Source organism: Acinetobacter geminorum (assembly GCF_013009345.1).
Taxonomy (GTDB): domain Bacteria; phylum Pseudomonadota; class Gammaproteobacteria; order Pseudomonadales; family Moraxellaceae; genus Acinetobacter; species Acinetobacter geminorum.
The window spans coordinates 72,364-87,812 of record NZ_JABELE010000004.1; the positions used below are offsets into that span (position 1 = coordinate 72,364).

The 15,449-nt window shown below is 38.2% G+C and carries 12 protein-coding genes; 8 read left to right on the forward strand and 4 right to left on the reverse strand.

Features of this window, described 5'->3' with window-relative positions; genetic code table 11:
• Positions 1-171 precede the first annotated feature (171 nt).
• Positions 172-1,344 carry an iron-dependent methanol dehydrogenase gene (gene mdh / locus HJG58_RS04980; protein ID WP_017398424.1) on the reverse strand — a complete coding sequence of 391 codons (1,173 nt, stop codon included), beginning with the start codon at positions 1,342-1,344 and terminating at the stop codon, positions 172-174.
• A gap of 230 nt (positions 1,345-1,574) precedes the next feature.
• On the opposite strand from mdh, the gene HJG58_RS04985 reads away from it, so the two are divergent.
• Complete coding sequence (locus tag HJG58_RS04985) at positions 1,575-3,287, forward strand: AAA family ATPase (RefSeq protein ID WP_086265958.1); 1,713 nt, start codon at positions 1,575-1,577, stop codon at positions 3,285-3,287.
• A 43-nt stretch (positions 3,288-3,330) separates the two neighbouring features.
• Positions 3,331-3,690 (forward strand): 5-carboxymethyl-2-hydroxymuconate Delta-isomerase, encoded by a 360-nt coding sequence (locus tag HJG58_RS04990; protein ID WP_171545228.1) that lies wholly within the window; start codon positions 3,331-3,333, stop codon positions 3,688-3,690.
• A 122-nt stretch (positions 3,691-3,812) separates the two neighbouring features.
• Here the strand turns inward: HJG58_RS04990 and thiM are convergent, their stop codons facing one another.
• The 3 genes from thiM to HJG58_RS05005 all read right to left on the reverse strand — a co-directional run bounded on the left by thiM (position 3,813) and on the right by HJG58_RS05005 (position 6,242).
• The gene (gene thiM / locus HJG58_RS04995; RefSeq protein WP_170248130.1) at positions 3,813-4,640 is read right to left on the reverse strand and encodes a hydroxyethylthiazole kinase; all 828 of its coding nucleotides are present in this window, start codon (positions 4,638-4,640) and stop codon (positions 3,813-3,815) included.
• 35 nt (positions 4,641-4,675) lie between these two features.
• On the reverse strand, positions 4,676-5,833 hold the full coding sequence (locus HJG58_RS05000) for a hypothetical protein (RefSeq protein WP_068562747.1): 1,158 nt from the start codon (positions 5,831-5,833) through the stop codon (positions 4,676-4,678).
• Positions 5,834-5,984: 151 nt separating this feature from the next.
• Positions 5,985-6,242, reverse strand: a complete 258-nt coding sequence (locus tag HJG58_RS05005; protein ID WP_005068647.1) for a hypothetical protein — start codon at positions 6,240-6,242, stop codon at positions 5,985-5,987.
• A gap of 318 nt (positions 6,243-6,560) precedes the next feature.
• On the opposite strand from HJG58_RS05005, the gene pepN reads away from it, so the two are divergent.
• The 6 genes from pepN (at position 6,561) to HJG58_RS05035 (ending at position 15,444) form a co-directional block, all read left to right on the forward strand.
• The gene (gene pepN, locus HJG58_RS05010; protein ID WP_170248131.1) at positions 6,561-9,167 is read left to right on the forward strand and encodes an aminopeptidase N; all 2,607 of its coding nucleotides are present in this window, start codon (positions 6,561-6,563) and stop codon (positions 9,165-9,167) included.
• 583 nt (positions 9,168-9,750) lie between these two features.
• Positions 9,751-10,281, forward strand: a complete 531-nt coding sequence (locus HJG58_RS05015; protein ID WP_170248132.1) for a Csu type fimbrial protein — start codon at positions 9,751-9,753, stop codon at positions 10,279-10,281.
• Positions 10,282-10,353: 72 nt separating this feature from the next.
• Entirely contained in the window at positions 10,354-11,049 is a 696-nt protein-coding gene (locus tag HJG58_RS05020; RefSeq protein WP_170248133.1) for a fimbrial biogenesis chaperone, read from the forward strand.
• Between the two features lie 9 nt (positions 11,050-11,058).
• Positions 11,059-13,518 (forward strand): fimbria/pilus outer membrane usher protein, encoded by a 2,460-nt coding sequence (locus tag HJG58_RS05025; protein WP_170248134.1) that lies wholly within the window; start codon positions 11,059-11,061, stop codon positions 13,516-13,518.
• Positions 13,509-14,528 (forward strand): Csu type fimbrial protein, encoded by a 1,020-nt coding sequence (locus tag HJG58_RS05030; protein ID WP_170248135.1) that lies wholly within the window; start codon positions 13,509-13,511, stop codon positions 14,526-14,528. Before HJG58_RS05025 ends, HJG58_RS05030 begins: the two co-directional genes overlap by 10 nt.
• Before the next feature lie 229 nt (positions 14,529-14,757).
• Positions 14,758-15,444: a glutathione S-transferase family protein gene (locus HJG58_RS05035; protein WP_170248136.1), complete on the forward strand. Its 687-nt coding sequence runs from the start codon at positions 14,758-14,760 to the stop codon at positions 15,442-15,444.
• The last annotated feature ends 5 nt before the right edge of the window (positions 15,445-15,449 follow it).

The following is a 15,449-nucleotide window of genomic DNA, read 5'->3' on the forward strand; positions in this document are numbered from 1 at the left end:
GACATGCAGAGTATCCTTCAATGAAATGGGCGAATTGTCAATCAGGTTTAGAGAAGGTTAGAGTATAGGTTCTAAAAAAAGGGAATACCGCTGGAGCTAAGTATTCCCAAAAAAGTAAGTCAACGGTCGGAGGGATTTGACTTACTAGAGGGATATGCCATTACATCAGTATTAAAGTGCTGCTTTGAAAATCTCCACAACTTGTGCATGATTTGCTTTACGAGGGTTGGTGAGCATACATGCATCTTTTTGAGCATTATCTGCCATCACCGCAAGGTCTTCAGTTTTCACACCAAGCTCTGTTAAACCAGATGGAATACCAATTGATGAAGACAGTTTACGAATGGCATCAATTGCAGCATAGGCAGCTTCTGTTACGGTGAGTCCGTGAGTATTTACACCCATTAACTCTGCGATTTTTGCGTAACGATCTGGGCAAGCAATTAAGTTAAATTCACAAACGTGTGGTAACAAGATTGCGTTACATACACCGTGAGGTAGGTTGTAGAAACCGCCTAACTGGTGCGCCATTGCGTGAACATACCCTAAAGATGCGTTGTTAAATGCCATCCCAGCCAAATATTGTGCATAGCTCATCGCATCACGTGCTTCGATGTTTTCACCATTTGCTACAGCAGGTTGTAACCACTGGCTAATCATCGTAATCGCTTTTTCTGCACACGCATCAGTAATTGGGTTTGCCGCCGTAGAAACATATGCTTCAACTGCATGAGTTAGCGCATCCATACCTGTTGCAGCGGTTAAACCAGCCGGTTTTGCAATCATGAGTTTCGGATCATCGATCGCAATAAGTGGAGTACAACGCCAGTCAACAATCGCCATTTTTACGTGAGTATCGGTATTGGTAATAATACAGAAACGAGTCATTTCAGATGCAGTACCAGCCGTTGTATTTACTGCAATCAATGGTGTCATTGGAACTTTGCTTTTATCAATACCTTCGTAATCACGAATATGACCACCACCCGCAGTGACTAAACCAATCCCTTTTGCACAGTCGTGAGATGAACCGCCACCTAGAGAGACAATAAAGTCACATCCATTTTCGTTATAGGCATTTACGCCATTATGAACATTAATATCGGTTGGGTTAGGTTCTGCACCTGGGAATATATGGCTTGCAACACCTGCTTCAGTTAAATAGTTTGCGATAAGATCTGCAACACCAAATTTAAATAAGCCTTCATCGGTCACAATTAATGCTTTTTTTGCGCCAAGGTTTTGTGCCTTTGTACCAATTTCTTTAGCACATCCTGGTCCAAAGAGTGATACACATGGAATATAAAAACCGTTTGTTTGATCTGCAATATTTTTAAAAGCCATGGAGTGATTCCTTCTTCCATAAATCCATTGTTTGTTATTACAGGTGAGCCTCACCATGGCCTTAGTATTGTGATGTGAAGTTTATTTTCCTACCTACCAAAAACCTACCAAATATTATTTTGTTTTTAATTATTGATTTATATTTACTTTTTAGAAAGTTTGGCACATTCATTTAATTTTTTCGGGAAAATCGTTAAGCTATGGGCTGTTAAAGATGTACATATGAGATTATGAAACAGGAAACTGCGCTTAAACTGCTTAAAGCAGGTGAAAATGTCTTTTTAACCGGTTCGGCTGGTGCAGGGAAAACCTATACACTTAATCAGTACATCCAATACCTCAAAGCACGTAAAGTGCCTGTGGCAATTACGGCATCTACAGGTATTGCAGCAACACATATGAACGGTATGACCATTCATACATGGGCTGGCATTGGCATTAAAGATCTGTTAACTGACGACGATCTAAAACGCATGAAAGAGCGTAAATATCTCAAGGAACATCTTGAAAATGCGCAAGTTCTTGTGATTGATGAAATCTCAATGCTACATGCGAAACAGCTTAATCTGGTCAATCAGGTTCTAAAATATTTTAAAGAAAGTGATGAAGCATTCGGCGGTATTCAAGTTATTGTGGCTGGAGATTTCTTCCAGTTGCCGCCTGTAGGGCGTAATGGTGAAGCCAACCGTGATAAGTTCTGTTTTATGTCAGATGCATGGGTCGAAGCCAAATTCCGTGTATGTTACTTAACAGAACAGCACCGTCAAGACGATGAAATTCTGAACCAGATTTTAAACGCTATTCGTGCGCAAAATATTCAACCAGATCATTTGCAAGCACTGCGTCAATCACGCTCGCATGATATTGGTGAGACCTTTACTCGTCTTTATACGCATAATATGGATGTCGACAACATCAACTATCAGCATTTAAATGAAATTGATAACGAAGGGCATCAATTCAATGCTGTTTTAGATGGTAATGAAAAGTTATTAGAAACTTTAAAATCTTCAGTTCGTGCGCCAGAAGAACTCACACTTAAAAAACATGCCAAAGTCATGTTTGTAAAAAATAACTTTGATATGGGTTATATCAATGGAAGCTTGGGTGAAGTCATCGGCTTTGAAGAAGATGATGAAAATGGCTTACTGCCAAAGGTAAAATTGACCGATGGCACGACTTTGCTGGTTGCTCCTGAAACATGGTCCGTTGAAAATGAAGCAGGCAAAGTGATTGCAAGTTTTCAGCAAATTCCGCTTCGTTTAGCGTGGGCGATTACTATTCATAAAAGCCAAGGGATGACTTTAGAAGCGGCTGAAATTAACCTCATGAACACCTTTGAAAAAGGTCAGGGTTATGTTGCATTGTCGCGCTTAAAATCTTTAACTGGTCTAAAATTATTAGGGATTAACGAGCAAGCTTTAGAGTTAGATAGTTTAGCTGTAAAAGCGGATCGTCGTTTTCAAGAGCTTTCAAAAGAGGCCGAAGACAACTTTGCAGATGTAGATTTAACGGCTCAGCATAAAGCCTTTATTCGTCACTGTGGTGGCACCTTAAATGAAACCGAGATTTCTCGTAATGAGAAGAAACTCGCAAAAGGTGGCAAGCAAAATTATGCTACGGCAACTTTAGATGAGACACGTGCGTTGTTTGAAGAAGGTTACGAGATTGAAGACATCGCGCATGAGCGTGGTCTGACACCAGCAACCATCATTAATCATTTGGCTCGACTTCATAAAGAACAAAAGCTGGATATTTCGGTTGCCCATCCGGGTGAGGAAGTGGTCGAAGAAATTCGTAAAATTTATAAGAAGCTAAAAAAACGTCAAAATCCAGATCATTTTTCTGATGATGGTTCGATCAAACTAAGACCAATTGTTGAAGCAACCAGCCCTCGAATGGGATATGATCAGGTTCGATTAGCTTTATTATTTATTGAGTAAAGTTTAATTGGCTTAATGACTTATTATATAAATTGAGGTGGCTATGCCGCACGTTGTAGTTGATTATTCAGAAAACTTAACTGGATTGAATGCAAAACAATTACTTGAAGAAATTAATACCACACTGATTGAGACAGAGCTATTTAGTCCAGAAGACATTAAAAGCCGTGCGCGTAAAGATGACGTTTTCCTCATTGGCTTAGGGGCCGATCAAGCCTACATTCATTTAAAAGCCTACATTTTGTCAGGAAGAACGGCTGAACAAAAACAACTTATGGGTGAGCAGTTATTAGCGGCACTCAGCAACAAAAAATATCTACAACCAGAGTTTAATAAAGAAATTCAATTGTGCGTTGAGCTTGTCGATATGCCAAGAGAAGATTACTTTAAGCAAGTTATATAATCCTAAAAAAGCGCAATTTCGATCAAGAATAGAGATCAGCACTGTGTAAAAGCAGTCCGATCTTATTACAGATATCTACTTACTTTTAAAGTGAGTCTAGCGTGATACAGGCATAATCTAGGTTATGCCTGTATTTCTAAAAGCCTAATATCTGCATATTGTTCGATCAAGTTGTCATCTAGCATATGGATATAATCCATAAAGATAGTGCTAAAACTTCCCATAGTTTGTGCTTGATTTGCAGCAAGTTTACCCGCAATCGCAAAATGAACATGAGCTGAAAGAGCAGCAATCGTTGGCGTCGTCACAGCGCTATATGCTGCGATTAACGCACCTAAAGCGCAGCCTGTTGCTGTGATTTTGGGCTGTAAACGGCTTCCGCCGTTTACTTGAATCACAGCATCTAATTCTTTAGATAAAATATAATCTGACTCACCTGAAATAGCGATACAGTCCGCATGTGCTAATAGTGTATAAGCCTGTTGATAGGCTTGAGCACTACTTAGGGTACTATCGACACCTTTAGATTGAACTTGGTTGCCTGCAAGCGTACTGATTTCTGAAGCATTACCACGAATAACGCTTGGCTTGAACTGTAAAAGCTCGTCTGTCATTTGACTACGCCAAGCTAAAATTGGTCCATAGCCAACTGGATCAAGCACCCACGGAATGTTATTAAGCTGTGCTGTTTTTGCAGAGATTTGCATGGCCTGCATTTGCTCTGAAGTCGGGGTGCCTAAATTGATGCTTAAAGCCGATGAAATTTTGGTAAAACTTTCTGCTTCATAAGGATTATCAATCATGGCAGGTGAAGCACCAGAAGCAAGTAAGACATTGGCTGTATAGTTGGCTGCAACGCTATTGGTAATGCATTGCACAAGAGGCGTTTTTGCCTGCATGTTTTGCCAAGCGTCAATGATCTGCTCAATCAAAGTCGATGCTGATGTCATATTATTATCCTTATTAAGCCAAAGTGATTTTAGATTTAGTGAGTAAAATAATGATCTTGATGCTTACATCTTTGGCAAATTAAGGAAACATAATCTGCCGCATCATAATCAACACTTAAATCATTTGAACCACAATGCATACAGCGTTTAACTGAATAAAAGTTTAATCGAGGTTCAATTTTTCGCCATGCTTTCCAGACAGGTTGTACAAAGATCTGTTCGTCGTAGCCTAAGAAGCGGTTAAGTAAAATATAACTCATTTTACTGTAGGGAATATTGTGAGGACGAGGCAACATTGAGGTTTCCCACTTTTCAGCTAAGGCTCTCTCGCGATATTGCTCTAAGGTTTTCTTTAACAAATTGGTGTTAATAAATTTTTCATTACGCGGCTGTAGGGCTTTCTGTTTATAAAGGTACTCAAGCGCGGTTTGAATTAAATAATAAATTTGACCAATTGCTAATGAATCCATTAAACGATAGCAAAAAGTTTGGAAATTAGAGCTTCCTGCAATTTGAATGCCCCAAGTTCGGCAATAGAACTGCATAAACTGAATAATCTCTTGATATAGCACCTGAAAAAGTACGTCTTTTACTTCATCGGCACTACGAAACGGAATACCAAGACTTAAATTTTCATAAAACCAGTAGCGTAATTGCTGGGCAACACTAAATAAACTTGGGTCACTATAACCGTCCAAGCGAATGTTTAAATAAAAGCACTGAGGTTCATCAGCTTGATCTTGGGCGTTTAAAATTCCATCTTTATGGAGTTGCTTAATCAGATAGTTTTGAAAAATCCAGTTTGGTGTAATGGACTGATATTTAATCTGGTCCCAGTGAATATATTCGTCATGTGCAAGATCATCACGAGCATAGTCATCAAGTAGGCTGAGTAAAAAAAGTTTATGTAAAAAACTGAGCTGTTCCAGACTGCGTTGTGGTTGCTCTTTTGACTTGAACTGGCGTTGTTCTTGTAGGCGTGTTTGCTGTAAAAGCTTTTTCCGTTGTTTTGTGCATGTTTCACAATGACAAGTCATTTTCGTATCTTTAAATACACGGTGCTGACAATGACTGCATTCATGAAACTGAATGTCTTGTTCAAATTGCTCGGCATCTACCCAGTACATTGAAGCTTGGCAGAGAGGACAATGGCTACTTTCATCTAGCTGTTTCTGTAGAATTTGTAAGGCCATTTCGCTCCGAATGCATAAATTAGTCAGGATAGAGCTATTATACACAGCCAAATTGCCGATAGCTGAGATTGTCTTTTTGTTTGGTGCAAAAATAGAAAACCTAAAGTCTTTGTTTTAACTTTAGGTTTTCATAAGGGGTTAAAATTTAAAATTAAACAGGGCACGGCAAGCTCTCATCATTCTGTCCAAGCTTTTTGGCATTGATAAGTGCCTGCACTTTTTTACTTGGTAATTTTACTTTACCTAAAGCATCATAAGTATTAACGATAGAGGTCACCTCCTGAGCTGTAATAGAAATACCTTCCGCAGATAAAAACACCGCAATCACATGGTGATCGAGTCCTGCTGCGTCTAGATCATGAATTGCTTTAATATTTTCTAAACGATGAAAATGTGCTTTTAATTCCATACCGACACCTCTTGTTCTGATTGAAATATTTATATTGGTGTATTAGTGAAGGCAAGAACCATGCCCAAAATGTAAGCTGACTCTAAAAAATGTTAAAAGCTGAATTTGTTTTATTTTTATTGTATAGATTGATTATATAAGCAACGATTATCGTAAATTTGGTTTAATCTGTGCTAATAAAAGACGATTCTAATTTGAAATGTATAAATGAAGTCCCATTAATTTTATAAAGGTAAACAAACACGGTATGTATGAATGTGTATGATCAAGTTCATAAAATTCGTACTACGGTTTCCGAAAAGTATATAAGGAATAAAGATGAATATTGCGGCGCAGCCTCCAGTTCAGGCAGATCAAACAGTTTATTTAAAAGATTATCAAAAACCTTCATTCTTGGTTGAATCTATTAATCTTGATATTCAAGTATATGACGATAAAACAATTGTTGATTCAACATTAGTCATGAAGCGTCAAACTGCTGGAGACTTGGTATTATTAGGTCGTGATCTTGAGTTGCAATCTATTCAGCTCAATGGTCAAGATCTTACTCCTGCACAATATTCACTCGATAGTGAACAACTGGTGATCACTGATGCACCAGATGAAGTCATTTTACAAACTCAAGTGATTATTCATCCTGAAACCAACACTCAGCTTGAAGGTTTATATAAAGCAGATGAGTTGTTTGTAACCCAGAATGAACCTGAAGGCTTCCGTAAAATCACGTTCTATCCAGACCGTCCAGATGTACTTTCAGTCTTTACGACACGTGTAGAAGCAGACAAAAAATATCCAGTGTTACTTGCCAATGGTAATTTGCTTGAAACAGGTGAGGTAGGTGAAAACCGTCACTTTGCGATCTGGCAAGACCCGACTAAAAAACCAAGCTACTTGTTTGCTTGTGTTATTGGTGATTTAGCTGTTCTTAAAGATCGTTATACGACTTCGGAAGGGCGCGATGTTGCTTTAGAAATCTATGCAATCGAGAAAGACATTCCAAAATGCCATATCGCGATGGAAGCATTAAAGCATTCAATGCGTTGGGATGAAGAACACTACGGCCGTGCTTATGACCTCGACAACTATATGATTGTTGCTGTTAGTCAGTTCAACATGGGTGCCATGGAAAATAAAGGTTTAAACATCTTTAATACCTCATGCGTACTTGCCGATGAAGAATACACAACTGACGCAGCGATTATGCGAGTACAGTCTGTGATTGCGCATGAATATTTCCATAACTGGACTGGGAACCGTATTACTTGCCGTGACTGGTTCCAGCTGTGCTTAAAAGAAGGTTTAACGGTTTTCCGTGACCAGTCTTTCTCTGAAGATTTACAATCTGCTGCAGTTCAACGTATTGATGATGTCGCTGTACTTAAATCGCATCAATTCCCAGAAGATGCTGGTCCATTGTCGCATCCACCACGTCCAGATCACTTTGTAGAAATTAATAACTTCTACACAGCTACAGTCTATGAAAAAGGTGCGGAAATTAACCGCATGATGTCGACCTTACTCGGTAAAGAAAAATACCGTCAAGGAACCGATGAATATTTCCGCCGTCATGATGGACAAGCCGTAACAGTAGAAGACTGGGTTGCTGCATTATCTGCAGGTTCAGGTGTTGATTTATCTGCATTCTTAACTTGGTACAACCAACCAGGTACACCAAAGCTTGAAGCAAAAGGTGAGTACGATGCAACAGCACAAACATACCGTTTAAGCTTTAAACAAAGCCTAAAAGCACACCCTAAATATCCAAATTTAAAAGCTGTGCCGATTCCTGTTGCTTTAGCGCTCTTTAACGCTAAAACAGGTGAACAATATACATTGCACAGTAACAGTCTATTCGTAAATGATGTTAAAGATGGCGTGTACTTGTTTGACCAAGATGAGGTAACTATTGAATTTACAGGGGTGACTGAGCAACCCGTTGTGTCGTTACTGCGTAATTTCTCGGCTCCTGTAAATCTTGTATTTGATTACAGTGATGAAGAATTAGCATTCTTAATTCAGCACGAAACAAATGGTTTTAACCAGTGGCAAGCAACACAAACCTTGCTTGAACGTATTTTGTTAGAAGACCATTCTGCAGATGCATACATTCAAGCTATTCAATGCACATTGCCTGAGTTGGTTGGCCGCGACCCGCTTTTAGCATCACGTTTGTTTGATGTTCCAAGTGAAGGTTATTTGGGTAGTCGTATTGATCAGAACTATGTACCAGCTGATATTCATGTAAAACGTGAAGCTTTACTAAATCGTTTAGCACAAGAGTTGGGTTCGTTTTGGAAAGATACCTACCTTACACTTGACCCTGACTTGCAAAAAGAATTCTCTTTAGCCATGGGTGTACGCGCATTAAAAAATATCATGCTGATGATGATGGCTCGTCAGGGTGATCAAAGTGCATTTGAATTAGCACATGTTCAATACCAAAACACAGGCAATATGTCTGAGCGTTTAGGTGCGCTACGTGTATTGGTTTGGCAAAACGCACCTCAAGCTCAAGAGGCACTTGCTGATTTCTATGACCGCTTTAAAGATGAAGCTTTATCTTTAGACCAGTGGTTTATGATTCAGGCTGCAAACCCAAATGCCAAAACAGAAACAATCGAGTACTTAACTCAACATCCCGACTATGATTTAACAACTCCAAACCGTATTCGTGCGGTAAGTGGTGGCTTGTCAAATAATCCTGAAAATACTTGGGGCTTTGGTGTCGCTCACTTTATTAACCTTGCAGAATATCTTGACGAGAAAAACCCGATTTTAGGTTCACGTCTGTTACAGGTGTTATCTCGTTGGTATACGCTTGCAGAGCCTCAGCGAACACAAGTTCAACAAGCTTTAAAAGCATTGCAGCCTAAAGTGAAATCGAAAAATGTTTCTGAAACCTTAAATAGCATGCTGAGCGTTTAATTATTTAAACTTACTAAATAAAGGTCTCTAAAGAGGCCTTTATTTTTTATATCTCATCGCTCTTCAAGATTTAAAATAAATAAAACTATCCTTGTTATAGTTCATCTGTAGATCAAGTTTGATCATTTTATTTTTATATAAATTATAATCTTGAATACTTTATTAGAGATAAACTTTTAAGTAATAATATAAAATTACCATTAAAAGTATAGTCAGGAAATAACTAAGTACTTATGTAAATAGAATTTAATTTCATAAAGTTTGATAATTTTTTGACATATTTATTTAAATTTAAATAAATAAATTTTTTTTAAATTTTATTAAAGTTATTTAAATCAAAAACTTAAATTTTGTAATTATTGTTTTTTTGTATCCGTAAGATAAGTTTAGGTAAATTTGTTTTATTGATTAGAAATTAAAATAATAACGTGAACATGCATTTTATTTATTTTTATGTATTATGTTGGAAAGTAGGGTAAAAAAATAAGCTTTAAAAGAGCAGTCAAATAAAAATGATTGTAAGAATAAGGGTTAAATTTTTTATATCTATTAATTCGATAGTTTAGTTTAAAAGGTTTTGGCCATGAAAAAGACTTGTATTTATTTATCAGCAGTTGTTGCAGGAGTATTTTCTCTCAATGCGGCAAATGCAGCTACAGCAACAGGTACATTAACTGTTCGAGCAACAGTAACCAATAGTTGTGTATTGAATACCTCTGCAACCGGTACGACAACAAATGCAGTTTTAGACTTTGGTACTTTAAGTTCGCTGGCTAGCAATGTCGATGCAGATACCACAACGACAGGTGGAACCTCAATTAAAGTCCTTTGTAATAATACTGTGCCATGGACTTTGTCATTTGATGGTGGTCAGAATGTTTTATCAACTCAACGTCGTATGATCGGTGGGGCGACTAGCGACGAATATATTCCTTACAACCTTTTCTCTGACACTGGACGTGCCACAGCAATTGGTATTGCAACGACCGCCTACAGTGGAACCGGAACGGGTAATGTTCAAACTGTAAATGTGTATGGTCGTATTCCTGCAGGAACAACTTTACCAAGTGCTGGTAGCTATGTTGACAGTGTGACTGTCACAGTAACTTATTAATTTGCATAAATTAGAATTACGTTAGCCCTTTTGAAAGGGCTAATACATTAAAAAGTTATATTTGAGCAAATCATGAAAAAAAATATTTTTATTATTACGGGATTATTCTTATCTTTATCTAGCTCTATTAACGCCGCAACAATCCGTCTTTCACCTGTAAATATAGAAATATTAAGTAATCAAAATGCTGCTTCAATTAGTTTATATAACCAGTCAAATGAAAGTACTGATTTGCAGGTGCGTGTATTTGAGTGGAGGCAAAATGCTGGGCAAGATCAGTTAATCCCTACGGATGAGATTGTCATTAGTCCACCATTTTTAAAACTACAACCTAGTGACTCTCGTGTAGTTAGAATTAACCCGGAACCTATTTCTGGCGAAAAAACTTATCGTATTATTATTGATGAGTTACCAAAACCGATTGATAGCCGTAAAGCTGCTCAGGGAGTAAATGTATTACTTCGCTCGTCATTACCTGTATTTGTAGTGAATAAAGATGCAATTACCAAACTGAGTTGGAAAATTGATGTTAGCCAGAACACACCTTCTTTAAATATTAGCAATATAGGTAACCGGCATGCGCTGTTAAATAGTCTAACGCTTGTTGATACAACTGCGAAAAAAAGTTATCCGATTAAAGTAAATACTGTGAATGGTTATATTCTTGCGGAGAAGTCGAAAAGCTACTCGATTAGTAACTTTACCTACCAACCAAATCATAAATACAGCGTATCTCTAACAGTTAATGGTAAGAAAACCACACTTTAAGAGGCTTATATGAAATACATTATAGGTGTCTTATGTGTTGCGTATTTTCCTGCATATTCTTTTGCCGAACAGTTACTAGATCATACGAATACTGCAGTTCCCAGTGTTCCTAAATCTGTAGGTAGCAATAGTGAATATAGACACGTAGGAACGAATGAGCAGGAGCAAGATCTTAATTTCATTCATCTATTTTTAAATATTTCGATTAATTCAAATGCTTCTGAAGATTTGGTTGCTGTAAAGCAATCTAAGGATGGAAAACTATATATTCGTTCTAGTGCCTTAAGAACTTTAAGACTAAAAATGGATGAACATATCCCAGATAACCAGTGGGTGTGTATTAATGATTTAAACGGAATTCAGTTTAAATATCTGGAAAATGAGCAGTCTTTAAACTTAAAAGTTCCATCGAACATGTTAACGGGTTACTCAGTCGACTTAAGTGGCCAGCAGGTCACTAGCCCACATTTGCTAAAGATGAAACCCTTAAACGCGGCTATTTTGAATTACAGTCTGTATAACACCATAACCAATGACGAGAACGTTTTCTCAGGTACGGCTGAGGGGATCTTTAACAGTGCAATTGGTAACTTTTCATCAGGGGTTTTATATAACGGTAGTAATGAAAATAGTTATAGTCATGAAAAATGGGTACGACTGGAAAGTAAGTGGCAGTACGTAGACCCTGAAAAGATCAGGATATATACCCTAGGGGATTTTATTTCCAATAGCGCGGATTGGGGCAGTAGTGTCCGTCTTGCCGGTTTCCAGTGGTCGAGTGCTTATAGCCAACGCGGTGATATTGTCACCTCGGCACTCCCACAATTTTCCGGCTCGGCAGCATTGCCTTCGACCTTAGATTTATATGTCAATCAACAAAAGATTTATTCAGGGTTAGTGCCTTCAGGCCCATTTGATATTAAACAGCTCCCATTTATTTCAGGAAATGAAGTCACCCTTGTGACTACCGACGCAACTGGAAAGCAGAGCATTACCAAAAAGCCTTACTATTTTTCATCCAAAATTCTGGCAAAAGGCATAAATGAGTTTTCAGTAGATGTTGGTATTCCACGCTACAACTATGGACTCTATTCAAATGATTATGATGATGCCACTTTTGCCTCAGGTGCGATCCGATACGGCTACAGCAACTCACTGACCTTAAGCGGTGGTGCAGAAGCTTCAACAGATGGCCTGTCGAATCTCGGCACAGGATTTGCCAAGAATATTTTTGGTATTGGGGTGATCAATTCTGACATTGCAGCGAGTCAGTATAAAGATGAAAACGGTTACTCCGCCTTGCTGGGTTTAGAAGGGCGCATCAGTAAGAACATTTCATTTAACACCAGTTACCGCAAAGTATTTGATAACTATTTTGACCTAGCCCGTGTGTCTCAAGTGAGATATTTAAGAGATAACCAGATCAATGCCGAGTCACAGAACTATCTGAACTACAGTGCACTGGCAGATGAGATTTTTAGGGCAGGGATTAACTATAACTTTTATGCAGGCTATGGGGTTTATCTGGGCTATAACCAGATCAAATATAGCGATAACTCCTATAAGTTAGTGTCTACCAATTTAAGTGGAAGTCTGGATAAGAACTGGGGTTTTTATGCATCAGCGTATAAAGATTATGAAAACCATAAGGACTATGGGGTTTACTTTGCACTGCGATATACACCATCTAGTAAAGTGAATGCGATCACGAGTGTATCTAGTGACAGCGGTAGCCTACGGTATCGCCAAGAAATATTCGGATTATCAGCACCCCAAATTGGTTCATTTGGCTGGGGTGGTTATGTTGAGCGCGATCAGGATGCAAAAGAAAACAATGCATCGGTCTATGCATCTTACCGAGCTCGGGCAGCTTACCTGACAGGACGCTATAACCGATTTGGAGACAGCGATCAGGTTGCACTTTCAGCGACAGGATCATTGGTTGCGGCGGCGGGACGTATCTTTGCGGCCAATGAAATAGGAGAGGGCTATGCGGTTGTAACTAATGCCGGACCACAAAGTCAAATTATAAATGGTGGGGTCAATTTGGGAGAAACTGACAAGTCTGGAAGATTTCTGATTCCTAGTCTCATGCCATATCAAGTGAACCATATTTATTTAGATCCATCGTATCTTTCTCTGAATTGGAATGTTAAATCTACAGATCAAAAAACAGTCGTGGGTTACCGTCAAGGAACTTTGGTTGACTTCGGTGCTCATCAGGTCATTTCGGGATTAGTGAAACTGGTTGATCAAAGCAATTCACCGTTAATGCCGGGTTATACCGTTCGAATTAATGGTCAGAAAAATGGGATGGTTGGGTATGACGGTGAAGTATTTATTCCAAACCTATTGAAGCAAAACAAGCTTGAAGTCGATCTTCTAGATCATGGTTCATGCCAAGTTGACTTCACCTATAACAGCAATCAGTACTCAACTAAAAAATTGGGACCTTATGTATGTCATTAAATATTATGAATAAGGCTCAAATAGAGAGCTATAAGTTTTTTCGATTGTCTTTAAAATACTTTGTAGGCATTTGCTTATTTTATCTCGTTTATGCATTTTTTAGTCCGGCACATGCAGCTTGTACGGTAAGTGGGACCACAAATAACACTTTTACCTACACCGCAGCAAATATTAATAGTGATGCAACCGTAAACCTTTCAGGAACAATTACTTGTACGAATTTAGGACTTCCCCAGATTTCTAATTTCATGTGTATGAAAACCGTATTTACGGGAACCACAAATGCAATTAACAGTGTTTCATTACCGTATACGGTTACTGCAACTGTAGGTGGAGCTGGGTCTTCTACCACAAACCAAACCTCCAATGTGTGGTATGGCCCAGTAGCAACAGTCGCATCAAATAATATTGTGAGTTACTCGGTAAATATAAAAGTACCAGCTCGAACGGGGTCACTCATTGCATATCCTAAAGGAACATATACGGCTTCGGTTCGGTTGTATTGGGATATGGATCTTTTGGGTTTATCATGCGGTGATTTAATTGGTGGCTGGGATTCAGGTGATACATTACTAACAGCAAACTTTGTGGTACCAAGTATGTGCCAATTAAACTCAACCTCAACTGTAGATTTCGGCAATATTAATGATATTAGTACGACTAAGCAGGATTACACAGCGCAAGGAGCTGTAAATTCGACCTGTAATTTTGGAACGCCATATAGCATTTATTTAGGGGATGGCAATAACCGTATAAGCGGTGGATTTAGGCGTATGACCAATGGCAATAATGAATTTATTCCCTATCAGTTATATAAAGATTCTAACTATAGTACGGTGTGGGATGCTACAGGAGGCGTAACCAATGTTGGAGGGGCAGGAGGAGTCTCAAAAACAGGCTCAGGCAGTGCTCAAACGACTACAGTTTATGGAAAGATTCCGCAAGGTACCGCCATCGCAAGTAGACCTGGCGTCTATTCTGATAGTGTTGTTGTTACAGTGACTTATTAATTTTCTAATCTATTATATAGGAAGTTCTTTTTTAAGGCAGAGCTTCCTATAATTCAAATTATATCGCTTGAAAAATGTTCTGAAATAAGTAGTAAAAATCAAATAATTCTTAGCTTTCGGAACTTATTCGTCATCAAAAATAGTTTGACTTAAAAAAACATTCTGTATATTTATTGATTAGTTCTAAAAGAGAACTAGATAAAAGGCAATTAAAAATAAAGGTGAATAAATGTCGAATATTATTTTGCATCAATGGGAAATTTCTCCATTTTGTCAGAAAGTTTCAAGAATTTTGAAATTTAAAGGAATTTCATTTGAAACAGTTAACTATAACGGCATTTTGGGGGCTAAAGTTCCTTTACTGAGTAAAGTGGGTAAAGTACCTGTCATTGATCATAATGGTCAGCGAATTCAAGACAGCACTCGGATTGCACGCTATCTAGATGAAGCTTTTCCAGACACACCTCGGCTTTACCCTGAAGATCCAAATCAAAGAGCACTTGCAGAGCTGTGGGAAGATTGGGCAGATGAATCTCTTTATTTTTATGAAGTCTATTTACGCGTAAATGACTCAGAAGCTTTAAAAGAAGCGATTCGCATTAGTAGTATTGGTCGTCCAGCGTATGAAAAACCATTGGTAAAAGGTTTTATTTTGGCTGAATTAAAAACGCAGCTTTTCTTTCAAGGCTTAGGACGAATTAAAGCTGAAAATGTTGAAGAAGAGTTTATAAGACACCTCGACCGTATTGAGGAAGTTTTATCAAAAAGTGAATGGTTAATTGGAGACAGTCAAACTATTGCAGATATTGCCGTAGTTGCCCAACTCGGTGAAGTGATTCGCACAAGTAAAAAATTTGGTAAAGAAATTTTGGATCGCCCCTTTATTGCAGTATGGTATAAAAAACAAACAGGATGAAACGT